General features: G+C 40.7%; 19 protein-coding genes and 2 pseudogenes. 6 read left to right on the top strand and 15 right to left on the bottom strand.

Annotated features, from left to right (window positions below):
• Positions 1–9: 9 nt before the first annotated feature.
• From RDV52_RS05245 to RDV52_RS05255, 3 genes are all read right to left on the bottom strand, one after another.
• Entirely contained in the window at positions 10–1,800 is a 1,791-nt protein-coding gene (locus tag RDV52_RS05245; protein WP_004366673.1) for an aminopeptidase P family protein, read from the bottom strand.
• A 704-nt stretch (positions 1,801–2,504) separates the two neighbouring features.
• Entirely contained in the window at positions 2,505–3,674 is a 1,170-nt protein-coding gene (locus RDV52_RS05250; protein WP_004366670.1) for a MalY/PatB family protein, read from the bottom strand.
• A gap of 17 nt (positions 3,675–3,691) precedes the next feature.
• Entirely contained in the window at positions 3,692–4,534 is an 843-nt protein-coding gene (locus RDV52_RS05255; RefSeq protein ID WP_004366669.1) for a DUF3737 family protein, read from the bottom strand.
• 292 nt (positions 4,535–4,826) lie between these two features.
• Here RDV52_RS05255 and RDV52_RS05260 point away from each other — a divergent pair, with 292 nt between their 5' ends.
• The 4 genes from RDV52_RS05260 (at position 4,827) to RDV52_RS05275 (ending at position 9,469) form a co-directional block, all read left to right on the top strand.
• Entirely contained in the window at positions 4,827–5,375 is a 549-nt protein-coding gene (locus RDV52_RS05260; RefSeq protein ID WP_004366668.1) for an RNA polymerase sigma-70 factor, read from the top strand.
• A complete protein-coding gene (locus RDV52_RS05265) occupies positions 5,372–6,310 on the top strand; it encodes a FecR family protein (protein ID WP_004366667.1) in 939 nt (312 codons plus the stop codon). The genes RDV52_RS05260 and RDV52_RS05265 overlap by 4 nt, the downstream gene beginning before the upstream one ends.
• Positions 6,311–6,329: 19 nt before the next feature.
• The gene (locus RDV52_RS05270; RefSeq protein ID WP_004366666.1) at positions 6,330–9,023 is read left to right on the top strand and encodes a TonB-dependent receptor; all 2,694 of its coding nucleotides are present in this window, start codon (positions 6,330–6,332) and stop codon (positions 9,021–9,023) included.
• Positions 9,024–9,205: 182 nt separating this feature from the next.
• Positions 9,206–9,469, top strand: coding sequence for a hypothetical protein (locus RDV52_RS05275; RefSeq protein ID WP_004366665.1), 264 nt, complete (start codon positions 9,206–9,208; stop codon positions 9,467–9,469).
• A gap of 92 nt (positions 9,470–9,561) precedes the next feature.
• Here RDV52_RS05275 and RDV52_RS05280 read toward each other — a convergent pair whose 3' ends face one another.
• The 5 genes and pseudogenes from RDV52_RS05280 to RDV52_RS05300 all read right to left on the bottom strand — a co-directional run.
• Positions 9,562–10,668, bottom strand: a complete 1,107-nt coding sequence (locus RDV52_RS05280; protein ID WP_004366664.1) for a hypothetical protein — start codon at positions 10,666–10,668, stop codon at positions 9,562–9,564.
• Positions 10,669–10,674: 6 nt separating this feature from the next.
• Positions 10,675–12,231 (bottom strand): AAA family ATPase, encoded by a 1,557-nt coding sequence (locus RDV52_RS05285; RefSeq protein WP_004366662.1) that lies wholly within the window; start codon positions 12,229–12,231, stop codon positions 10,675–10,677.
• A 128-nt stretch (positions 12,232–12,359) separates the two neighbouring features.
• A pseudogene (locus RDV52_RS05290) lies at positions 12,360–13,043 on the bottom strand (Fic/DOC family protein); the annotation flags it as partial.
• The gene (locus tag RDV52_RS05295; RefSeq protein ID WP_040557045.1) at positions 13,036–13,242 is read right to left on the bottom strand and encodes a helix-turn-helix domain-containing protein; all 207 of its coding nucleotides are present in this window, start codon (positions 13,240–13,242) and stop codon (positions 13,036–13,038) included. The pseudogene RDV52_RS05290 and the gene RDV52_RS05295, both read right to left, overlap by 8 nt.
• Positions 13,243–13,343: 101 nt before the next feature.
• Positions 13,344–13,796: pseudogene (locus tag RDV52_RS05300) on the bottom strand (hypothetical protein); the annotation flags it as partial.
• 78 nt (positions 13,797–13,874) lie between these two features.
• Here RDV52_RS05300 and RDV52_RS05305 point away from each other — a divergent pair.
• Positions 13,875–14,771, top strand: coding sequence for a TIGR02391 family protein (locus RDV52_RS05305; RefSeq protein WP_004366656.1), 897 nt, complete (start codon positions 13,875–13,877; stop codon positions 14,769–14,771).
• 81 nt (positions 14,772–14,852) lie between these two features.
• Here RDV52_RS05305 and RDV52_RS05310 read toward each other — a convergent pair whose 3' ends face one another.
• The 7 genes from RDV52_RS05310 to RDV52_RS05340 all read right to left on the bottom strand — a co-directional run bounded on the left by RDV52_RS05310 (position 14,853) and on the right by RDV52_RS05340 (position 23,387).
• Positions 14,853–15,587: an ion transporter gene (locus tag RDV52_RS05310; RefSeq protein WP_004366654.1), complete on the bottom strand. Its 735-nt coding sequence runs from the start codon at positions 15,585–15,587 to the stop codon at positions 14,853–14,855.
• A 171-nt stretch (positions 15,588–15,758) separates the two neighbouring features.
• Positions 15,759–16,217: a DUF6078 family protein gene (locus tag RDV52_RS05315; protein WP_004366653.1), complete on the bottom strand. Its 459-nt coding sequence runs from the start codon at positions 16,215–16,217 to the stop codon at positions 15,759–15,761.
• Positions 16,218–16,285: 68 nt separating this feature from the next.
• Positions 16,286–17,764, bottom strand: coding sequence for an ATP-dependent nuclease (locus RDV52_RS05320; RefSeq protein WP_040557042.1), 1,479 nt, complete (start codon positions 17,762–17,764; stop codon positions 16,286–16,288).
• 69 nt (positions 17,765–17,833) lie between these two features.
• Complete coding sequence (gene dnaK, locus RDV52_RS05325; RefSeq protein ID WP_004366649.1) at positions 17,834–19,735, bottom strand: molecular chaperone DnaK; 1,902 nt, start codon at positions 19,733–19,735, stop codon at positions 17,834–17,836.
• A 698-nt stretch (positions 19,736–20,433) separates the two neighbouring features.
• On the bottom strand, positions 20,434–20,763 hold the full coding sequence (locus RDV52_RS05330; protein ID WP_004362562.1) for a heavy-metal-associated domain-containing protein: 330 nt from the start codon (positions 20,761–20,763) through the stop codon (positions 20,434–20,436).
• A 75-nt stretch (positions 20,764–20,838) separates the two neighbouring features.
• Positions 20,839–22,911 carry a TonB-dependent receptor plug domain-containing protein gene (locus tag RDV52_RS05335; RefSeq protein WP_004366647.1) on the bottom strand — a complete coding sequence of 691 codons (2,073 nt, stop codon included), beginning with the start codon at positions 22,909–22,911 and terminating at the stop codon, positions 20,839–20,841.
• 92 nt (positions 22,912–23,003) lie between these two features.
• A complete protein-coding gene (locus RDV52_RS05340; protein ID WP_004366646.1) occupies positions 23,004–23,387 on the bottom strand; it encodes a hypothetical protein in 384 nt (127 codons plus the stop codon).
• A 411-nt stretch (positions 23,388–23,798) separates the two neighbouring features.
• Between RDV52_RS05340 and RDV52_RS05345 the strand changes: the two genes are divergently transcribed.
• Complete coding sequence (locus RDV52_RS05345) at positions 23,799–24,698, top strand: diaminopimelate dehydrogenase (protein WP_004366643.1); 900 nt, start codon at positions 23,799–23,801, stop codon at positions 24,696–24,698.
• Positions 24,699–24,797: the final 99 nt, after the last annotated feature.

Here is a 24,797-nt window from a genome sequence, read left to right on the forward strand (position 1 = left end):
GATTGTCTATCATTCTATTGCAACTGTCTCTATGGCGAGCCATGCTCTTTCTTCTTCGTTCAGATAAGGAGCAAGTGTTTCGAAAACTTTTGCGTGATATTGGTTAAGCCATTCTATTTCTTCAGCAGTAAGCATATTGAAATCGATAGGTGTTGTATCAATAGGGGCAAGCGTTAGAGATTCAAACTGAAGGAATTTTCCAAAATCAGTCTCCATATATGGCTTTATATATAATGTGTTTTCTATGCGGACTCCAAATTTTCCTGCAAGATAAATGCCTGGTTCATCGGTAACAGTCATTCCAGCATATAATGGAGCAGGTCGCCATTCCATACGTATTTGATGAGGACCTTCGTGAACATTCAAATAACTGCCTACGCCATGTCCGGTTCCGTGCATGAAGTTATATCCTTCACGCCACATTGCCTGTCGGGCAAAGGCATCTATCTGCGAACCACAAGCTGCATTTGGAAATTTACAAAGTTCGAGTTGTATGTGCCCTTTCAGTACAAGTGTATAAATGTGGCGTTGTTCCTCGGTTATTTCTCCTAATGCTATGGTACGTGTTATATCGGTTGTTCCATCTTGATATTGTGCACCGCTATCTATCAGCACTAAGCCATGTGGTTCTACGGGAATATCGGTCTGCGGTGTAGCCTCATAATGCACAATTGCACCATGCGCTTCGTAGCCAACAATAGTATCGAACGATATTCCTCTGAATAAATCTTGTTCGGCACGAAGCGAAGTTAGTTTTTGTTCTAATGATATTTCGGTTTGTCCACCAGCTTTAACTGCAGGTTTTAACCATCGTAAGAACTTAACCATCGCTACACCGTCGCGCACCATTGCATGTTTAAAGCCTTCTATTTCCGTTTCGTTTTTCACGGCTTTCATTTCAGGAATAGGAGATGTACCTGTTACTGCACGTTCGCTATTGATGATGTTGTACACCTTGTGGCTCATTTCGTTGCTATTTACAAGCAATGCTTTACCATCATATCCTTGCAATGCAGATAATAATTCGTTATAATCTTTTGTGGCTATGCTTTCTTTCTCAAGATAGTCTTGCACTTCTGCTGTTACTTTGTCGCTATCGACAAAGAGCGTCGCCTTTGTTGTCTCAATAAGCAAATAAGCCACAAAAACAGGGTTGCAATGAACGTCGTTACCACGTAGGTTTAAAGTCCAGGCAATCTCGTCGAGTGCAGAAACTAACAAGCCATCGGCTTGCTGTTCTGCCAATGCTTTACGAATACGCTGTAATTTTGAAGTTACAGTTTCGCCAGCATACTGCAAAGGTTGTATTTCTATTTTGTTTTTGGGAATAGAAGGACGGTCTTTCCATATTTCTTCCAAGGGGTCGAAATCTGTATGAACATAGAAATCACCCATATCTTTCAGTTTCCAAATAAGTTCGGTTGCGTAAGTATTCGAGCAAACCCAACCATCAATGCCAATATGTACATCTTCGCAACCTTTAAACTCGCTTGCCAGCCATTCAGGAATAGATGGAGTTCCCGCTACACGTTCTTTCATTAATACATAGTCGGTTCCTTTCAGTTGTTCTTCTGCAGCAAGGAAATAGCGTGAATCTGTCCAAAGTGCAGCACTTTTCAGTGTAACAACAGCTGTTCCTGCCGAACCATTAAAGCCAGAAATCCATTCGCGGCATTTCCAATGATCCGGAATATATTCGCCTTGATGTGGGTCGGTACTTGGGAAGATGAATGCTGAAAGATTTCTTTCCTTCATCAGCCTGCGCAATTCTTGCAAGCGTTTCTGTGTTTTGCTCTCCATTATATTGTCTTTTGTTCTAATTTCGTAGAGTTTAAACGTCGTACAACTGCTATTACCATACAAGTATTGGTTTGTACAACGTGGTATATTATTTTATTTTTAAAAGGTTGCACGTTACATTATTCAACATGTGCCACAAAGTTAAGCAAAATATCAGAAACGTAAAAGAATATCAATTATTATTCAACATAGAATTTATAGAACGCGTCTATAAAAGAATTTTCTTTATACTATCAGCTTGACTATAGCGTTTTCGGAACCAAATGAATAATATAAAAATTATAATAAGCCCCCCGGATATTTATAATTAAGAAATTTATTTTTTTTATTACAAAATAAAAAATCATAATAAAAAATATAAGGTGTTATTCTGCTTTGCAAAAAAGGTAGAAAGACACAAAGTTTTTTCAACATTTATACTAAAAAGACTTCAACGTAAGATTTAGAGAATGCTTTTACCGAAAATCGATGTAAATTAAACATCGTGCACGTTTTTCAGACAATTATCTCCCTTTTTGTTATCAAAGACTTTGTTTGCATAACAAATATAATTATCAATTAAGGTTAGATTTTAATAGCATAATATATATATATTCTAAAAAAGGTTGCTGTGTATTCTATTCATACATACAGCAACCTTTCTTTTTATTATCTAAAAACTTTCCATTCGTTGTTTTGCAATATAGCACATAAATGCTGAGCTTTTACAGGTGGGTCAATACCTTTACAATACGATTTAGTCCTTCTTGCAATATGGCTCGCGGGCAGGCTATGTTTATTCTTATATAATCTTCGCCTGCAGTTTTCCCATACATCATACCACTATTTACTTGTACTTTCCCATCGCGGAGTAATTTCTCTGCCAATTCATCTGCATTTAAGCCACTCTTACGAATATCTACCCATACAAGATAAGTTCCTTCCAATTTCATGACTCCATAGTTTGGCAATTGTTTCTTAAAGGTTTCTTTAAGCAGAGCATAGTTGCCGGCTATGTAAGGAATTAACTGATTTAGCCATTCCGCGCTTTCATTGTAGGCAGCTTCAAGAGCTATTGGTCCAAAAGGATTGACATCGCAAACCTCGAAGATATTAATAATGCGGTCGATGCGTCGGCGCCATTCTTTATTATCGCAAATAATATTTGCAATTTGTAATCCGGCAATATTAAAGTTCTTTGTGGGAGAGTTACAAATAACACTGTTCTTTAAACAATCTGGACTTACAGCTGCAAATGGCGAGAAAGTATAACCTGGCATTATGAGTTCGCAATGAATTTCATCACTTATTACTTTTACATTGTGGCGCATACAAATAGCATTCATAAGTGCCAATTCATCGTTTGTCCACACACGCCCTACAGGATTGTGAGGATTGCAAAGCAAAAACAAGGTAGTTTTCTCGTCGGCACACTTTGCTTCAAAGTCTTGCCAATCTATAACATACGTGTTTCCTTTCCTCCTTAATGGATTTTCTAAGATTTGCATTCCTTGATTGCGAATGCAAGAATAGAAACAATTGTAGACAGGCGTTTGTATAAGCACATTTTCGCCAGGCATTGCCAAAGCTTTAATTGTTGCACTTATAGCTGGTATTACGCCCGTTGTATAAATAATAGAGTTGCGTTCTATTTCCCAATTGTGCCTACGTTTAAACCAGTTTATTATGGCTTCGTAATAGCTGTCGCCTACCATTGCGTAACCAAAAACACCATGTTTTGCACGTTCTTCTACGGCTTTACGGATAGCAGGTGCAGCAGGGAAGTCCATATCTGCCACCCAAAGGGGAATTATCCCTTCCTCTTTTTCTTCGTCCCATTTAACCGAATTTGTGCCACGTCGATTTATAAACTTATCGAAATTAATATCTTCCATAGGTATTTGGCTCTTCCTTATCGTTCTTCTATTATACAATCTTTTCCCTTTGCATATTCATCGTAGGTTATTCTGCCTATTTTATCGGCAACTATCTTGCCGGATATTGGATTTTTAATTTCGCTAATGGAACCCTTTATCCGTGCATCTATATTACGACTATCTTCGAATGCACGGTCGCAAGCGGCATCGAAAGTACAGTCTTCCAATATTATTCCATCAAGATAACACAATGGTTGTTCGCCACTGATATGACAACGCACAAGTTTGATGTTCTTACTGTGCCATGCAAGATATTCGCCATTAAGTTCGGAGTCGTACACCGTAACGTTCTCACATTCCCAAAAAGAATCTTTCGTTATAATTTTGGCGTTGTGAACTTCTACATTCTTACAATATTGGAAAACATATTTGGCATCAGAAACAAGTCCGTCTACATAGACATTATTACAGAACATGAAAGGATAAGTGCCTTGATGCAACTCGACATTCTTTATTTTTAATCCATCAACTTTCCAGAATGTTTCGTCAGCATCGTTTATCTTAACGTTATCCAACTCCAAATTCTTCATCTCGCGGAAGAACTTTGGCCCATCTATTACACTATTTTTCATTACCATTTCGGTGGAATACCAAATAGCAGAACGCGAACCAGGAGCAAAATAACAGTCGGTTATAAGACTCTTGTCTACATGCCACCAGGGATATTTGCCATAGAAACGAGAGTTGTGGCACTCTATATTCTTGCAACACTTTATTCCAGATTCTCCATCTTCAATCTCAATATTCTCTAAACAAAGGTTATTTACACCAAACAAGGGGCGTTCGCCTCCGTATTTCTTGTCTTTAATTATCTCCATACCTTTAGAAATCCTTTTTTATTAAACCTATAAAGTTATTTTACGAATGCAAATATACAAAGAAATAGATGCTTTTTAAGGAAAGCAGAGAGTTATTTTCTATAGAATAATAAATCATGTTAATAAAACAGAGAAGCATGATAGGGGTTTTCGTATAGTTTACTGTTTTTAAAGTAAAGACTAAAGAAAATATTTTATAGCATAAAACGAATGGAAATAAAAGTATTTGCTGTACCTTTGTACTGCCGTTTAGGAGAGGTAAAGACATAAAAGTCGAACTCCTTTAAATACAATGAGTGAGAAAAGAAAAGAACAATTCAAGGTGCGGTTTAAAAAATATTACCCAATGCTATGCAAGATAGCAAACGGTTATATTGCAGACCAAGATGACTGTGAAGACATCGTTCAGACGCTTTTCATAAACGTATGGGATAAGCAGAAAGACGCTTTACCTGAAGAGGAAATGCTTGCTTATATGAAGGTTGCTATACGCAACAACTGCCTGACGTTCTTGAATAACAACAAGACATACGAGAAAGTATCGCACGATGAAAGATCGCTGCACTTAATTGCAGACGATTCAGAAAATCTTCCCACCATAGACTATAGACAAATGCTGGAAAACGTGTTGCAAGAGATGCCGCCAAAATGCAGGGAAGTCTTTAGAATGAGTAAACTGCAGAGAATGAAATACAAAGAAATTGCCTCACGTTTGAACATCTCTGAGAAGACAGTTGAGAACCATATAGGTAAAGCTATCAAGATCATTAGAGCCTATATTGCTGCCAATCCTATAATAACAACTATAACCTTATTTATATTGATTGTACTGAATTTATGAAAGAATTAATTGAAATAGACGAAATATTAGGAAAGTACTTTGCAAACGAACCAATTGCAGAGAACGAAAGAATGGCTTTGATTGCATTCAAGAATGCGAACAAGGTTGAGTTTGACACGCTGAATAATATAATGGTACAAACAGAAACCACGGAGACAAAAGACTTTAACACCGAAGTCGCATGGAATAGAATTGAAAACCGATTGGCAAATGACACATCACAATATACAAAAACATTAAAACTCCGAAGCGTCTTCAGCATAGCTGCATCGCTATTGCTGCTTATTGGTGTCGGGACGCTTGCCTATCATTACTTTGTTGAGACCGAAAGAACTACTTTTGCAAATACATCGACTATTGCGAGCCTCGTAACTTTGCCCGACGGAACCGATGTTACGCTCTCTCCGCAAGCCTCTTTAAGCTTTGAAGAACAAGACGGCAAACGTATTGCAGCACTCGAAGGACAGGCTTTCTTCAATGTTGAACACACCGACAAGCCTTTTACTGTTGAGGCTGGAGCCTTAAAGGTTGAAGTCTTGGGTACGTCGTTTAAAATAGATGCTACATTACAAGATACCGAAAGTGTAGCCGTTGCCACTGGGCGTGTACGTGTCAGCACCAATTCGCAGGCTGTAACGCTAACCAAAGGAGAATCTGTCGTACACAAGAATGGTAAACTTATTGCTAAGAAACAAGGCAACGCACAAACTGAAATAAAGGAATTTGTATTCAACAATACGCCTTTGGCAACGGCAATAAAAGAGATAGAGCAAGGTATGGACGTCCAAATAGAGACAGAAAAGAACCTGCTGAAGAACAGGATTACAACTAAACTACACACTAACAATCCTGAAAAGGTGGTAGCCGAATTGGCAATGCTTTGCAATTGCAAGTACGAAACGCTTTCGTCCATTCATTATCGCCTGCACAGATAACTATACTAATATGAGATAAATGCCGAAACTGCTTTTATCAATATTGTTCTTGCTCGTTACGTTGGTAGCGAACGGACAAAATACAGTGGCAGAAGAAGTTGTCAAGATAGACGCTTCTTCTGCCACTGTGCATTCATGGTTCCAGCAAATAGAACGGCAGACAAAGATTACACTCTCCTACAATCCCTCCTTAATCAACCTGAACCAACGCATCGGCATCGGCGTTTCGGGAAAGATGAAGGTGTCGCAATTGCTCGGAATTATTCTTAAAAACTACGAATACAACCTTATTCCGTTAGACAACCGCAAGCTGCTTATCCAGATAAAAGATGGAAAGAAACCAGCGAAACCTATAAAAAGGGAAACCCTTATAGAAGACTTGCTGCTTTCAATAAACATTAAGTCGGCAACAGTAAAAGACTGGTTTAAATTAATTGAGCAACAAGGGCACCTCTCGCTTTCGTTTCCGTCCGACCGCATTAACCTTGCGCGCATTGTGAAATTCCAGCGATACGGCAAGATTACCGTGAAGCAACTTATTGCCACTTTGCTTAAAGACTACGAGTATAAACTCTCGGTTGGAGAAGGCAGACAGCTTAAAATAGATATTGTCAAGGCGAAAGTCGTTTTCTTGACGGGCGTGGTTGAAGAGACTGAAACCGGCGAAAAACTGTTTGGAGCAACCGTAAGCATTGCCGACAAGAATGGAAACAAGACGTTTACGGCTACCGACAAGAATGGCGTGTTTTCTCTTATTACCGAACGAGGAGCTGCCACACTGACTATTTCGTGCATGGGTTATTCGCCTTACGAACAGACATTCGACATTCGAGACAACACGCAGAAGACCATTACTTTGGCGCCTATTCCTTATCAAATCAAGGCGGTGCAGGTGCAACAGCGCAAGAGCAAGGAAGACTTTACCGACGCCATGCCTTCCAACATGCTGTCGTTTAGCAACTCCGACCTGTTCTCCCAGATAAGAATATTGCCCGGAGTGTCGCTCTCCACGGCAAACACGGGTTACAATGTGGCGGGAGGCGGAACCGACGAAAACCTTATTTTGCTCGAAGGCATTCCTGTTTACAGCCCGAACCACCTTAACACGCTGCTCCCAATATTCAACGGCGATGCCACTAAGTCGGTTTCGTTCTACAATGGCTACATTCCTACGCAATACGAGGGGCGCCTGTCGTCGGTGATGGACGTGAAGCTTCGCAACGGCAACAAGAACAAATTCGAACATACTGCATCGTTCGATGTGGCGTCGGTATCAGCCGTGTCAGAAGGTCCGATAGCCAAGAACAAGCTGTCGTACTTAGTGGGTGCGCGAAGAAGCTGGCTCGACTTGTTCGACAAATATTTCGGCGCCGACAAGTATTCCACACATATCTTCGACGACGTAAATGCCAAACTGTCGTGGGATATGGACTCGGTTACAACGCTGCAGCTCTCCGTATACAACTCCAACGACAAGTATAAGGAACTCAGCAAGGAATACAAGAATGCCGTGTTAGAGTGGAACACACAGCTGTATGCCCTCCAGTTCAACACCATTATTAACCGCAGGCTCACCAACTCGTCGTCGTTGGCATACACTTACAACGGCAGCAGTGCCGATGCAAAGGCTTTCGTGTTGCGGGCAGACAAGTTTGTTGAAAGCGGCTCAAGGCATTTCTACGCCAATACAGATTTCTCTTGTCAATTAAACTCGCACTATAAACTTAACTGGGGGCTTAAAACAGACTTCGGGCAATACAAAATCGCAGGCTTTGGAAGAGGGCTTTACAACGAGAAAGAACACGTAAAACAATTGTCGCTATTCGTAGACAACAAGATATATCTCAACAATTGGCTCTACATGCAAGCCGGGCTCCACTACGTTTTCTACGCGCCAAACAACTATAAGAACTACCGGAGCTTGCAGCCACGACTTATTCTGAAAGCCACCGCAAACAGCAACAACCTGTTCTACCTTACTTTCTCCAGAATGGAACAGTTCTTCCACCACGTGCTCGTGTCGAACATCTCTGCCCCGTTCGACTTTATCATGCCGAGCATCAAGAACTTTAAGCCACTAATGTCCACACACTACGAAGTGGGCTGGAAACATTATATGCGAATTGGCATCATAGAACTGTCGGCTTACTACAAGCGACGCAACAACCTGTTGGCCTTCCGTCCCAACTCGTTTATAGAAGACAGCAGGTGGGATAAATACATAATGGCAGGAAACGGAGAGAGCTATGGCTTAAACCTATACATGTTCAACCAATGGTACCGGCTAAGCTGGCAGCTTTCTTACGGCTTCTCCAAAAGCAGGGAATGGTATGCCGAGCTGCCTCAACTGGGCAAGATACCATCACTGTTCGACTTGCCGCACAGCTTCAATGCGTTCTTTTCTTACAAAATGTTCAGGCATTCCACGTTCACAATCGGCGGCACCGTCTATTCGGGCAAGTTCCCCTACGACTCGTTTTACGGAGACGCAAACAATCGTCTCGAGACCTTCCGCACACAACGCGACCCCACACGCTACAGAATAGACGCAAGCTACGATTTCAGGAAGGAATTCAAGCATTCCAAATTCTTCCTCCGCTTCGGACTTTACAACATTCTGGGCAATCCGTCGAAAGACGAGCTTTCGTTCAACTTCTCGTACAAGCTGAACGGAGGCTGCATTCCTTTCGGTGCAATAACTTACAAATTCTGACCCTATTCAGGAGATGGTAGATACTTAGTGGGAGTTTCTCATGTTGTTTGTAAATAGGGCAATGGCTGTATCCTACTCGTGGGGTATGAACGTGCTTCGCTTATGGAGTGCGAAAGCGGTTTCAGGCAAAAGAAAACAACCCATAAATTAAATTTCTCGGACTCACGTTATCATACCATTTTATGGGTATCATACTATCTATATTGAAGGAGTATGAAACCGACCCTCCTGGCAAGTGTTGCCATGGAAGAGACGGAAACAACATATGCCAGGAAGATTTTTCAATGGAAATTCTGGAAACAGAAAAAAGGAAAATGAATAAAAACAAAGAAAAGAAGAAAGAACTTACACATTTTTTAGAACACTATTGGATTTATGCTATTATATTAGTTATTATTTTATTTTACTTCACTTCCTCAAATATATCCCACACTGATTATCAGTGAATTATCTTTGTATGGTACAAAAATGTTTCCTCAATTTGAGTAGTATTGATTAGAAAACATCTTGGATGTTATCTCCTAGAAGCTCTTTCTTATCAGTGAATAGATTCAGTGTCTCGAGAGATACACCAATCCAACATAGTTTGTCCTATTTTCATCCAATTATCATTTTGGAATATCAATAAATTTGGTTTTGGACAACTGTCACAATTTATTAAATCCAATGCCATCTTGATTGTTCCTGTTCCTCCAATTAAATTTGGATAAACTTCTTTACTTTCTAAACGATCGACATAAGTATCAAAATCTTCTTCTTCTTTTATTTTCTCATCATTTAGGATATAGCATTTTTTTGCAAAATTCCTATACTCACTATTTTTTTCAAAAAGTTCATCTTTTTTTATTCCTTTTTTATAATCAAAAAAAGGTAAGAGATTCTCTGCATCTTTTTTTAGATAATCAAAGTGCTTTTTGTGTCTTTGGTCATTTACATTCTTTTTTGTATAAAGAGGAAAAGCAATATCTATGAAATTAAGAGGTACAAGATTTTCTACTTCGTGAACTTCTATAGGCAACAATTTATATTCATCTACTGTCAAGCCTACAGAGAGGCATTTTCCGTAAGTTCCATTTAGGTCATAAGGGCATGATTCATACTTCTTATCTGTGTCTACAATACAAAGTGTTATATGTTTTTTTGACAATTCCTCTTTTACTGTGCGAAAAATATTAACACCACCTCCTCCTTGATTATGAAATGCAAATGAGCAATTGCATCCTTTCGTTTGTATAAACCAAGATAGAATATATTTGTAAAACTCTGCGTCATATAAATCTTCGCAAACTATCCTTGCTTCCAATATGTGATCTAATGTAAGAAAATGTGAGTATGATTTCTGACATATTGTTTTAGTTCCTTCTGTTCTTTTTGTAGGATTCTTTAAAACGACTTCTATATAAAAAGTTAATTGCTCAGGAACACCTTTTGTAGAAAAATTCTGATATAGGTCATTGAATAAAGGGCCTATAATTGGATTTTCTTTGAATACAGTTCTAAAATGTTCAATAACCTTAAAATCACCAGTTAATAGGTGTCTACTATCAATAACTTGCAATGATATATTCTGAATAGCTTTATATATATTCTTATAGGTAGTATCTGTTTGGGCGACTATAAGAGAATCTGTTAAATAAAAAAGCATATTTAATTAATCTAAAGGATCAAAAAAGCCATATGGCCAATCACGGAGTTGGCCTTCATTTGTGTATGATATTTGTTTAATAATAGAATTTTGCATATTATCATCTTTCTGAAATAACAAGATATTCACATCATCAACGCCTAATTTCCCTTCTCTTATCCTTCTGCCTATCCTATTGATTAACGCTTGACTGTGTGTTTCAACTACTAATATGGCGCATTGATCAGCCTCACGAGTTTCATCTATTGTTTTTATTAAGGTATCAGCAATTTTTGCTTGCATTGCTGGATGCAAATGTAACTCTGGTTGCTCCATAAGAATAGTTGTTTTCACAGATTCTCTAAATTTATATCTGAAAAAATAATCTTTTTGATTAGATGTCATATAAGCTGTATGCCACAATTTTGTAATTACAGGTAGAACCTGAGAATAGCCATAACCAACATCAGCAATGTTAAAATGACCATTAGAATTTTTAATTCTTAGGCTTTTCATTCCAGATTCCATTGGAACATCAACTGTTACTCCAAGAATATCTTTTATAAAATCATCATAGCTTATTTTTTCTCTATGGGTTAGTGAGGCTATAAATTCTAGAAGATTGCTACCACTAGGATCAACAGACTGAACTTGAAGCCCTTGAATCCTATAAAATCTACCAGCCTCAGCTCTCATTGGCGCAATGTAATCACATGTATGGTAGAAATTTGCTAATTCGTTATTTAATCTTTCAATTATAGAATTTGATTTTAGAAGCAGAAAATAATTGTATATTAGATTAAACTCAGAAGTATTTATGGTCCAATTTCTGATACTTTTTTGGAAAGACTTTATATCATCCCCATATTTCAGATGTTTAAGGAAATCTTCTTTTTCAATACTCTTACAATTTAAGATATTGATAAGCCTTTGAGTATTTTGAAGTTTCTTATTGCAGTGCTTCTTAAATATTGAAATTAATCTTGTTCCTATAGCACTAACGGCAGTATGGTCTCCTTCTGCATTTGTTACTAGTATAGGTAAAATAGCAAAAGCAGTATTAAAATTAAATCTAAATTTCTCTTGTATATCAAGTATTTGGCCATTTATTATACATTTTACATCATCCTTTCTATCATTCATGGAAAAAATATAGTCAACATGTTCTAATTTAATATGTATGTAATTTATATAAGTACCATTATTATCTCCTTGCAAAGTGAATGAAAGTTCAGCATCTTTAAATTCATTGTCATCAACTCTTTCTATGTTTTGCAAGAAATGAACTCTTCTTGTAGAGAATGCTGTGTTGGTTATACGATAGCAGAATGTAATTCCTTCTTCGTCTTCTGCAAATCTATTTTTTGCAGTCTTAAAATCGCCATAATCAACATATGATGTGTCAAACCATGCAATAGGTCCCCTAAGCTTTTTATCTACAGACTGTGTAAATAATGGGAAACTTCTCAAAAAAGTGCTTTTCCCAGAACTATTAGCACCTAATAGAATCATAATTGGGCGTAAGCTTATCGTACCAGAATCTTTGATGCTTCGTAAATTTTTAATACAGATTTCTGTAATCATATTTATAAGTTTTATTATTTATTCTTATGGTTCTTCAGCCATTTGTTTATCATTCTCATGATGATCATACATCCTTGCTGATTTTATCAGATAATTCTCTTGTCATTATCCGTCCATTGCTCACATTAAATGCGAGTGCTACGACCGTTGCCTTCCATAAATGGATGTGCTACATTCATTTCAACATATTTGTCCATTATCTCATCAAAAGTAGTTTCGGGCATTCGCTCTATCGTTTGCAGGGTTTCAGGGAAATGCATACAATTAGCAAAGGTAAAACCACCTTTTGAAATATTCTTGGTACGGATTTGTCCTGCAAAGTCATACAGTCCTCCAAAGAGATAAGCGTGTATTTGTTGTAAACATTTGATTGTACCTGGATCTACAGTCTTTAAGATACCACTTTCAAAAAGCTGATAAGCCTTTTTCTTACTCTGTCCGTCAATAGTGTTATCACTATAGAGGAACCAGTCAAGAAAGTTCGTTGCCTTGGTATTGTTGATATGCTTTGCCAAAAGGGTTACACCCTCTGCATCAAACGTATCTGTCTTATAAGACTTCCCGTCAGAAGCTTTTAGCTTCAGTTGGTTAGTAGCACTAACCAACTGACTGTTTTCTTTTCTTAGTTTGGTTTTGAGATACTTCCAATAGTTTCTCGTCTTTTGATAATCATCTTGCTCGTTAATCGCAGCAATGATGTCCAGCACAGAGAACCACCACTTACTGTGTTCCTCGTCCCACACCGCCCTAACTTCACGGTCGTTGAAAAAACGAATAGATTTTTTATGCTCTACCATAATAAAGTTACTCATCTGGAGTGTTAATCAATTCCTTTGGATTGACTTGTAAAATCTCTGCTATCTGAAATAGCAATTCTAGGCTTGGCTGTCGACGATTACAAACATATGAGTTCACTATCGTAAAACTCTTGCCGAGCTTCTCGGCAAGCCATGTCTGCTTAATCCCTTTTTCGGTAAGCACCTCTTTAATTCGATTGGTTGGACTTTCCATAAATATCATCTGATTGTTTGCAAATATAGTAAATTTTCTTGTATAAGAAATAAAAAAGAGGAGATATTTTCTCCTCTTTCAAAAGTTTTATATCTACAATTCTATTTGCCTTTCTTGTTTTGTAGGTTATTCTGCATCAGACTGTCTGCTTTTGATTTTAGTTCCATATTATAATCATCTGCATGCTTCTTGATTCTTTTAATCATTGCAGCATTGCGATGAATGTCAAACACATCATTGAGCCATAGGATTTCCTTTGGACTGCAACCTCTCCAAACTCTGATGATACGGAATTTCAAGGCATCATCCTTGTATTGCTGTTTATTTTGCCACAAGAAGTAATTGCCGACCAAAGAAACAAAACAAAGGACAGATACTGCTACCATATAAGTAAAGACCCTCGAGGATTTAATATCAAAGCTATGCCTATAGAAATGTTCTTGTTGTTTTGGAAGCTCTTTCTGCTCCTTTACCCTACAAACCTTATATCTGTGCCCAAACTTATCAATCGACTTACTATCCTCGTTTTTGATACGTATTTGTACATAATAATATTATTTTTCTTAATTTTGTGATATCCTCTTTCCATTATATGAAAAGAGCTAAAACAACATTATTATAAATAACCAAAAATGAAAATGGAAGATTTCAATAGCATTAAAAGTCAAATAGTTAAAGAGCTTAATTCTAAGAAACTGTCCGATGTGTTACCATCAATAATTGATTTTGCTCAAAGAACAGGGAGCATAGCACTAAAGCAATTGTGCGTTAATGAACTTTATGGTTACGATGCAAATGTAGAGCTACCTGAATACAGAAAGATTCCTGTGATTCTTTACGATAAGAATGGAGATGAATTTAGATATTACCCGAAGGGAAGTGTGATTCCTCTAAGTGAGGTTAATAAACGTGAATACTATCCATACAGAGGTACAATTGAAAATATGGAGAATATGGCGATCAGCAGTGATATAAGACAATTTATTGTTTTTAAAAAACCATTCAAGGTTTCTATCAATGGCAAAGCGTTTATTGCCCATAGTTTCGAATATTTCTCACACGAAATAAAACCGTGTATTTTAACAGCGAAAAAAAAGATTAATGCCGCTATTGATAATATAGACAATGCAGATTCCTTTCAAGAAGACAAATCATTAATAACTTTGCATGAAGATATTATCAAGACTTCATCTAAATTATTCATAGATGGCTATTATAGACAAGCTGTTTTAGATGCGACAATAGGTTTGGTAAATCGAGTAAAACAGAAATCACAATGCTATGAATTAGACAATACCCCGCTTATGCAAAATGTTTTTTCGCCTAATAAGCCTATCTTAAAGATATCCAAAAGTAAAGACATACAACAAGGTATTATGTGGTTATTTTCAGGAGCCATAATGGCTTTTAGAAATGCTCATGCACACAAATTGAATTGTCAAATAACAAAAAATGAATGTCTTGAACAACTTCATTTTATAAGTTATTTACACAGAATACTTGACAAATCAAAATTAAATCTAACATAACGATGGTCTGTAGATATACGCAGGGAACTTTTAGCACAAAAATAAGTGTTTCCTCTGTATTCTAAGACACTGAAGAAACACCTACCTCCCCCTCCCCTTCCGCAGTTCATCGAGATAACGGGCGGTTATCACACCGGAAGGCAGCGCGATTACAGCGACGCCAAACAGCGAGGAGAGCATGCTTACGAAGCGGCCGACGTCGGTAACGGGACACATGTCGCCATAGCCGACGGTGGTGAGCGTTACGGTTGCCCAATACAGGGCATCGAAAAAGGAATGGAACGTATGCTGATGGGTATATGGATTTACGTGCGGCTCGACATTGAACAGTATGAGTGCCGTTACAAAGATGTAAATCAGTGCCAATACCAGAACGGAGGACAGCACCTGACGCTCCTTGTAGAGTATGGACAGGAACAGGCGCATCTTGCTCGATATGCCAAATATCTTCAGCACCCTTGTCAGCCTCAGCAGGCGCACGAAGCGGAACAGCTTGAAGGCTGGGTTGAGCAGCGTAATGGCAGGCAAGATGGACAGCAGGTCTATGATTGCCATAAAAGAAAACGGATAGGTAAGGAACGCCGTCTTGCGATTGTTGTTCCTAATGTCAGCCGTACCCCACCTCAGCAGGTAGTCGATGATGAACACGAGCGTAGAGCCGAGTTCCGTGTACCAAAACGCCCTGTGCGACTTCATAAACATAAGCGGCAGGAGGCTTACGAGAATGGCAAGTACCATAAACCAGTCGTAAGCCGTGCATATCCAGTCGGTATGCGATTGTCGGTCAATAATGTTTGCTATCTTCTGTCTATTCATATTGCTAAATGATTTCTTCCGAACCAACGATATTGGACACGTTTGTCCAACTCGCTGGACACGTTAATCCAACCTATTGGACAAACGTGTCCAAAACCGTATGTTATGTATCTTTCCGTAAGAACCTGTTAAGGAGCTGTCGGAATATGTCAAGTATAGGGAGCGAGATACCTACTTGTATCTTGCCAACCGCATCAGTGCGGAGTATTGTTCTTCATAGCGGTCGAACTCGATGGCACTGCCGTCGTAGCCCATTTCAGTAAACGAGAGGCGAAACATTTCCTGCTCTTCCTCCGTGATGGCACGTCGTTGCTGCTTCACCTTGTAGTAGACTTCCGAGCCGAAGCACGCCATTACTTCGTGTCGGGCACGGCGCAAGTCAGCCGCCCTCACGTTGTTGTAGATGCTCGATATGCCCCACGCAAAGCGTTCCTTGCGATCGGACTCGAAGAACGGGCAGGGCTGTGCGCCCTTTATCACGGCAGGGTTCACCATCGTATAGGTTTCATTCCCATTCCCTGCCAGCATCTTGTAGGCAGTGTGGCGCAGGCATTTACCAGCTTTCTCGCAATACGTGCCTGCGCAGTGCGCAAAGTCGGTGTCTAATCGGTTATATTCTTCGAGGGTCATGGAGTAGAAGATATTTACTATTGAATCCCAAACAGAAATAAAATTATGCTTTATACTTAGGATACGTTCTAACCTCCACTATAATTAGTAAATTGTTTTTGCAAAAACTTCACTATTTTGGTTATAGAATTATTATCACTTTCAAATAAATAATCTACAACCATTTCTATCAGTTCATGTCTATCTTTTCTTCTTTCACGCAATTCTGAATCTATTAAGCTATATAGTCTTTTACCTGTATAGTCCTTGCTTGCCATATCATCTTTACTATAATCTGCAATTATATCTGTGAGACTTTTCTGTTGAAAGATATAGTTATTTAATCTTCTAAATAAGCCATGATCCACATTGAGGTATAATTTGCTTCTTAAGAATTTTTCCAAACTTTCGACAGGAAGGTAATTTAAAGGGACATTAAAACTTATATTATTTTTACTTATGTAATTCTCTGCTTTTGTTTTAACATCTGCATCAAGAATCATACAAATGTAGCTTTTCTTTCCTAGAAGGTTATTACGAATTACATCATTTGCTAAATCTATTACTTTTGAATATCCTCCACATGGTAATACGTGCACTAAACGGTTATTCAGCAGATGGTCTCTTTTCAGGATACGTGTAATAATGTCTTTAGCAAGATCATCTTCAACAAGTATGACATTATCATATCCAGAATGGTCATATAATATTCTAGTTGCATACGCAGGATAGCAAGGGTTCAATATCTCAATAGAATTATCTCCATGTCGTTCAACAAAGAAAATATTATCTGGTTTTATACCACTTATCAACTCAATAGAATGTGTAGAAAAATATATTGAGTAGTTGTATTTGTTAGACATATCTTGCAGAAAACGAACTAGTCTTTTAAGAGAAGAAGGATGTAATGCCAATTCTATCTCATCAAGAAATATCATACAGGGCTTAGTTAAGCTTGCACGGTCTTTATTTCTAATATATAACGAATTGAGGACACTTATAAGTAGATTTTCACCAGTTGACATGTGAAATTGGCTTATTATCTTCCCTTTCTTTTCATAAAAGAAAATACTACCATCAAAACCTCCGTACCCAGGCGAAGTTCTCCATAGTTTTTCATAATAATTAGTATCCCCTTGTAAAATCTCACCTAGATTAGTTCTTATAAATTCACTTGCAGTCTTTAACTTGCTTGTATCAACAGATTCTAATGTTTTCAACTTGTCATATGAGGTGTCACGAAAACGAAATCCAAAAATCAAACTCCCTTCATAAAAACCTTTGATGTTCATAGGCTTTCCTTCTGAGGATTGTTCCCATTTCTCGTTATTCTTTTTCCAAGAACGTTTAGCACCATCTAATTCAAAGTTTATGAAAGAATCTGAATCAGTTGTTCCTAAATAGTTCTTCATTGGAAGATTAAAAAAAACACTCGAAGCACAAGCTACAATAGTGCTCTTCCCAGAGCCATTTTGACCTGTTATTGCATACAAGCCACGTTTTGTAGGAAACTCTATTTCCAAATCTTTAATACACTTGATATTGTGTATTGTCATTTTCAATTTCATAGTATAAAACTGTTTAGTTATGACTAAAAAGGAGTTCCCAAGATATTTCATAATCTTGGGAACTTTATCCTACTTCACTTCCTCAAAATCTGCGTCTTGAATTGTGTCGTCCTGCTTAGGCTGCTCTTGCTGTGCCTGCTGACCTGCATCTGCACCTGGCTGTGCACCTGCACCTTGATACATTTGTTGGCTGGCTGCCTGCATTACGGTGTTGAGGTTGTTGATGGCAGTGTCGATGGCTGCAACGTCGGCTGCCTTGTGAGCGTCGCGGAGCTGTTGGAGAGCAGACTCTACGTTTGCTTTTTGGTCGGCTGGTATCTTGTCGCCATTGTCCTTCAGGAAGTTTTCGGTGGTGAAGATGGTTGAGTCAGCTTGGTTCAGCTTGTCTACCTTCTCACGTTCCTTCTTGTCGTTCTCGGCGTTCTGTTCAGCCTCTGCCTTCATTCTGTCGATTTCTTCCTGGCTCAATCCGCTTGAAGCCTCGATGCGAATCTTCTGTTCTTTGCCGGTAGCCTTATCTTTTGCAGATACATTAAGAATACCGTTGGCATCGATGTCGAATGTTACTTCAATCTGTGGAACACCACGACGGGCGGGAGCAATACCTGTCAGGTTGAACTGACCGATAGACTTGTTCTGCGCTGCCATTGGGCGTTCGCCTTGCAGCACGTGGATAGTAACTTCGGTTTGGTTGTCGGCAGCCGTCGAGAATACTTCGCTCTTCTTGCAAGGAATGGTTGAGTTGGCATCGATGAGCTTTGTCATTACGCCACCCATTGTCTCGATACCGAGTGTCAGCGGAGTAACGTCGAGCAATACGATGTCGCCCACACCGCTTTCCTTGTTAAGGATTGCACCCTGAATAGCAGCACCGATGGCTACCACTTCGTCGGGGTTCACACCCTTTGAAGGCTCTTTGCCGAAGTAGTTCTTCACCAATGTCTGAACGGCAGGAATACGGCTTGAACCACCTACGAGGATTACTTCGTCGATGTCTGACGTAGAAAGCTTCGCATCGCGGATTGCGTTCTGGCAAGGTACGAGACAAGCCTGAATGAGGCTGTGCGCCAACTGCTCGAACTGCGCACGCGTCAATGTCTTAACCAAGTGCTTTGGTACGCCACCTTCTGCAGTGATGTATGGCAAGTTGATTTCGGTAGAAGTTGTGCTTGACAATTCTATCTTTGCCTTTTCGGCAGCTTCCTTCAAACGTTGCATAGCCATAGGGTCTTTGGTAAGGTCGATACCTTCGGCAGCCTTGAACTCGCTTGACAACCAGTCGATAATAACTTGGTCGAAGTCGTCGCCACCCAAGTGGGTATCACCGTTTGTAGACAACACTTCGAACACGCCGCCTCCAAACTCGAGGATAGAGATATCGAACGTACCACCACCAAGGTCGAATACGGCAATCTTCATATCCTTGTTTGCCTTGTCTACACCGTAAGCAAGTGCGGCAGCTGTCGGCTCGTTCACAATACGCTGAACGTTCAGACCTGCAATCTGACCAGCTTCCTTTGTAGCCTGACGCTGTGAGTCAGAGAAGTAAGCAGGAACAGTAATAACTGCGTCTGTTACCTCTTGTCCAAGATAGTCTTCAGCGGTCTTCTTCATCTTCTGCAGTATCATTGCAGAGATTTCCTGCGGAGTGTATTTGCGGTCGTCAATCTGCACGCGTGGATAACCACCCTCGTCGACAACCTTAAAAGGAACTCTCTCGGCTTCCTTGGCACATTGTGCGTAGGTCTCGCCCATAAAGCGCTTGATAGAGTAAACGGTCTTCTGCGGGTTTGTGATTGCCTGACGCTTTGCAGGGTCTCCTACCTTACGTTCTCCGCCTTCAACGAACCCTACTACAGAAGGTGTGGTTCTCTTTCCTTCGCTGTTTGCAATAACAACAGGCTCGTTGCCTTCAAATACTGAAACACAAGAGTTTGTTGTTCCTAAGTCAATTCCAATAATCTTTCCCATAATATTTATATTTTATTTTTTTATTATTATCAATTCTTATTTGTGCTTTCTGCTTTCGCAGTACGTACACGCCTCAACAAATACAAACGATATGCCAAGTGTGCCGTGCAGTTTATGTATATGACATCTTGTCAGTTCGTTGTCTATTGTATATTTCTACGAATGTTCAACAATCACTGTTTCTATATTCAGAACTCTCCAACAGAGCCTGCCATCATTCTTTATAATGTGTCTCCGTACCACGGTAAACCGTAATAATATGTTTTTTGGCGGATATTCTTAAATTATCTAAGCTATGATAAATATTTCTTACGGCTTAGATAAATATTTATCACAGCTATAATAAATGTTTATCATAGCTGTAATAATTCAATTTTCCCTGATATAATGCGCTCCCAGACGAGGGCTCTTATATGTAAGTACAGTTGTTTTTAGGTTTAAGTCGTGTAAGTATAACTTCCTAAAACGGTTGCCCAGTGCTTTTTCTGTTACTTTTGTTCCATTGTACCAACTGTGTTTTTCACGATACTCCTTATATATATAATGGTATTTTGGGTTGGGCACTTCGTATTAAAACGTATCATCATACAACCTAAGCTTAATGAAAGGAGGGCATATCTGATACGATATACCCTCGGTTACTATTGTTTCAGACTGGTTAAAAGCAATCTGCAATCTGTTCGTTCCATAACTTCGTATTACATATTGCCGCATTCTTCTCCATCGTGCACAGCCACCTTGGCGTCTTTTGTGGTCTTGGCAGCCTTATATCCGAACTTTTCGAACGAGTCTTGAAGTTTTTTCTCTGTTGTTTTGTCTGCGTCGTAGGTAACAAATACTTTCTGTGCTTCTATATCGGTCTTTATTTCCTTGACGCCCTTTTCAAAGCGGAGGTTGCCTTTTATCTTATTTTCGCAGTTGGCGCAGTGCATCTGCGGAGTAGTTGTAAAGATGACTGTCTTGATGTCTTTTGCCGATGCTGCAATGGCTACCATTGCCAACATCATAATAATTAAACTCTTTTTCATTGTACTTTTTGTTTTTAAGTGAGCCTTGGCAGACCACCGGAGTAATCTGTTGGGGCTGATGTTGCTGTCTATAATTTATTTTGATAAACGGTTTCCGAGGTTCACACGAATACTAATGTAGCCCATTGCACCTTGTACGGGTCCGTAGACTAATGTGGGTTCGAACGTCTGTGCCCATGGCGTGTGATAGCCTATGATAGGGTTCTTCTGCCTGTAGTTGGTAAGATTTTCTCCGCCTATCTGGATAGAGAAGTGGCGGAAGTTGCGAGTTATCTGCGCATTCAGCTGTCCGTACGCCTTATAGTTGGAAGCCCACGATGGTGTTCCGGCAGCTGTTGTGTAAGGCGTTGGCATGCGTCCGCCACCATTCAGGGCGAAGGTTGTATCGAATTGCCATAGACCGAGCGGAGTTTTATAGCTCGCAGTAAGCAGACCTTTGTATCTGCTCTGCAAAGGTTTAGAGAGCAACCGCGCGCCATAGGTAGTCTTTACGAGGTTGTAACGATAGGCAGCGGTGAGTTCGAAGCCACGGAACACGGGGTAAGATGCGTCTATCTGGAAGGTGTGCGAATAGCTCTTGCCGTTAAGATTACCTATATGCAGTTCCAGCGGATTAGAGTCGTAGTCGATAACCGTCTGGTTGGTGAAGTGCGTATAATAGTACTCTGCGTTCAGCTTCAAAGTCTTGTTGAACAGTGGAATGTTGAGAGCCGTGCTCGTACCGTAGTTCCAAGCAGCCTCTTGCTTTAACGGTTGATCCACCATGAGGCATCTGCCGGAAGCCAGCAAGTAGTTGTTTTCTGCCAAAGCGTGCGGACTGCGATAGCCCTTCCCGGCAGAAAGCCGGAGCGTAAGAAAGTCGGTTGCCACCCATTTCACGTGGAAACGTGGCGTGGCAAACGTTCCATAGACATTACTGTGGTCTACACGGAAACCTGCCATCGCAATAAAATGGTTGTGAAGGTTGAACGTGTATTGGACGTATGCACCGGGTGTAGTCTCGCTTTCCACGTTATTCTTCAGCGGGTACAGGTTGCCATAGTTAGAAAGAATGGCCGTGGGGGTGGTCAGTGAGAGGTTCTGGCGCAGATAGTCGTGGTTCAGGCTCAAGCCGGCAGACAAGTTGTGCGCTTCGGTGAAGTTGGTTTCGAACACCAGCGAGGCGTAAGCATTCTTTTCGTTCACGTCGTAATGCTTAATGCCATAGTCTGCCCTCTGCTCGTGCAGCGACACATTCCCCATCAGTGCAATGTTGGTGCCGTGCTTCGGATTGAGGATAAAGGCGTGCTTCATGTATCCCTCGTAGCGGTTTGTTCCTATATTGATACGATAAGGAGTAGTGCCCGGAGCAGGAGGCTGCGCGTGTCTTGTTTGTCCGCTGGCTCTGTCTTCCTTCAAGAAGCTTAGTCCAGCGTGAAGGATATAGTTGTTCTTTTTCCAGAACCATCGGTTCTGAAGATTGTATTGACGCACTTGTGGGTCGTCCTGGAAACCATCGCCGTTGCCGTCGTGATGGCTCCAGTTGTTCTCGAAGTGGGCTAAAACCTCTGTGCTTAGGTTCTTGTTCCCACCGATGTGCAGGTTTGCATCGGCGTTAGCCTCGAATTTCGACATCGTGTTGCCATATACATTGATGGTAGCCCCTTGTTCGTCTTCTGGCTTCAGGTACTCTACGTTTATCTGTCCGGTCATGGCTTCGTAGCCATTCTTGACCGACGAGTTTCCCTTGCTCACTTGCAAGCTCTTCATCCATGAGCCGGGAACATAGCCTAAGCCATAGGGCAGAGCAGCACCGCGGAAGTTAGGCAGGTTCTCGGTAAGCATCTGAACATATCTTCCGCTCAAACCGAGCAACTTGACTTGGCGTGCTCCCGTTGTGGCGTCAGAGTAGTTTACGTCTACCGACGGATTGTTGACGAAGCTCTCGCCAAGGTTGCAGCATGCAGCCTTGAACAATTCGTCGCGCAGGATATCTTGTCCGTTAATGGCGCCACCCAGAGTACGCACGGTGGCACGCCGTGCAGTGACGGTTACGTTTTCGAGCTTTTGCTCTTTCATTGTGGCTGCTGTATCTGCAACCTCTTTCTGTGCCATGGCAGACACAGAGAACAGCAGAGATGCCCCTGCAAGTATAATATTCCGTTTCATATATTTTAATTTAGTGAATATAACGATTGTATCCGGCAAGCCTGCCGTCAGCAGGTTGCCAGACTAAAGCAACATTAATGACAATCACTAAATCAAATCAAGAGCACGGTAAGTCTTTGCAGATACTGCCGTGGTGGACTATGCCAACAATGGGGCATCAGCCGTATGGACGATGCTGTGAAAAGCAATGCAGGCAAAGCCAACAGCAACGTTACAAGCGACACAAGCAGCATCTGCTGCATAGGTTGCATGTCGAAATGTGGCTGTGTGGCTTGGCTTACTTCGGCAAGCTTCAGTAGATGCACCGTCATGCAATGGTTTTCCGATGTCTCGCCACAGTCTTTGTCGTCCATCGGCATTTTGCCTACGGTTACATTCCCCGTATGGGCACATTGCATCACTACAAAGCCCGTTGCTGTCCATATAATCATGACAGACAGCAACAAAAACAGTAGCATGTGCATTACTTTTCTCATCGTGGGTGCAAAATTACAATATAAAAACTTATATCTAATAGAATTAAATATACTTTAACGCTTGTCTGTATGTATAGACTCGGCAAACAGCTGTGTTTACTGGTAATCCGCAACGAGTTTTGTCGTAACCCCGAAGCGACGATTGTCGTAACCCCGAAGCGGCGATTGCCGTAACCCCGAAGCGGCGATTGCCGTAACCCCGAAGCGACAATTGCCGTAACCCCGAAGCGGCGATTGGAGTAACTCCGTTGCTATTCTGGCAGTCTTTCAGAAGAGGTTTATTGATGAATTTACTTTATTATATTAGATGTTTTGGCAAAAAAAGCAGATATGTTTCCGCATAATCATATTTTTAGCGTAATTTTGTATTCTATAAAAGAATAGGTAAAACAACATTTAAGGCAAAAGATTATGAAGAAAATCAGAGCAGCAGTAGTAGGCTACGGGAACATCGGGCACTACGCACTTGAGGCACTCGAAGCCGCCAGAGACTTTGAAGTTGCAGGTATCGTACGACGTCAGGGCGATAAAGACAAACCACTGACGCTCACTCCATACGAGGTTGTAGACGACATTGCAAAACTGAAGAACGTTGATGTAGCCATTCTTGCCACACCTACACGCAGCTGTCCGGAATATGCAGAGCGCATTGTAGCAAAAGGCATTAACACAGTAGACTCTTTCGACATTCATACAAGCATATTGGCCTACCGCACGAAGCAAATGGAGAACTGCAAGAAGGCTGGCAAGGTGAGCGTCATTGCCGCTGGCTGGGACCCGGGCTCCGACTCCGTGGTGCGTGTACTGATGGAGAGCCTGGCACCCAAAGGCATCTCGTACACTAACTTCGGTCCCGGCATGTCGATGGGGCACTCTGTTTGCGTGCGCAGCAAAGAAGGTGTGAAGAATGCACTTTCTGTAACCATTCCGTTGGGCGAAGGCATTCACCGTCGTATGGTATATGTAGAATTGGAAGACGGCGCAAGGCTCGAAGATGTAACGAAAGCCATCAAGGCCGACCCTTACTTTGCACACGACGAAACTCACGTGTTCGCCGTAGCAAGCGTGGACGACTTGCGCGACATGGGGCACGGTGTACATCTTATCCGTAAAGGTGTGAGTGGAAAGACGCAGAACCAACGTATTGAATTCGATATGAGCATCAATAACCCTGCACTGACAGGACAGATACTTGTGAACTGCGCACGTGCAACCATGCGGCTGACACCGGGTTGCTACACCATGCCGGAGATACCAGTAATAGACTATCTGCCTGCATCGCGCGAAGAGGTTATCAACACATTGGTATAACAACCACTATTGTTACGCTGTTGCCTATCTTGCTCCTCAAGCAAATGAGAGCAACTGTAGGCAATAGCTGACCGATTGCGTTTACAAGACAATATCCGC

The sequence above is a fragment of the Prevotella nigrescens genome (genome assembly GCF_031191185.1).
GTDB lineage: Bacteria > Bacteroidota > Bacteroidia > Bacteroidales > Bacteroidaceae > Prevotella > Prevotella nigrescens.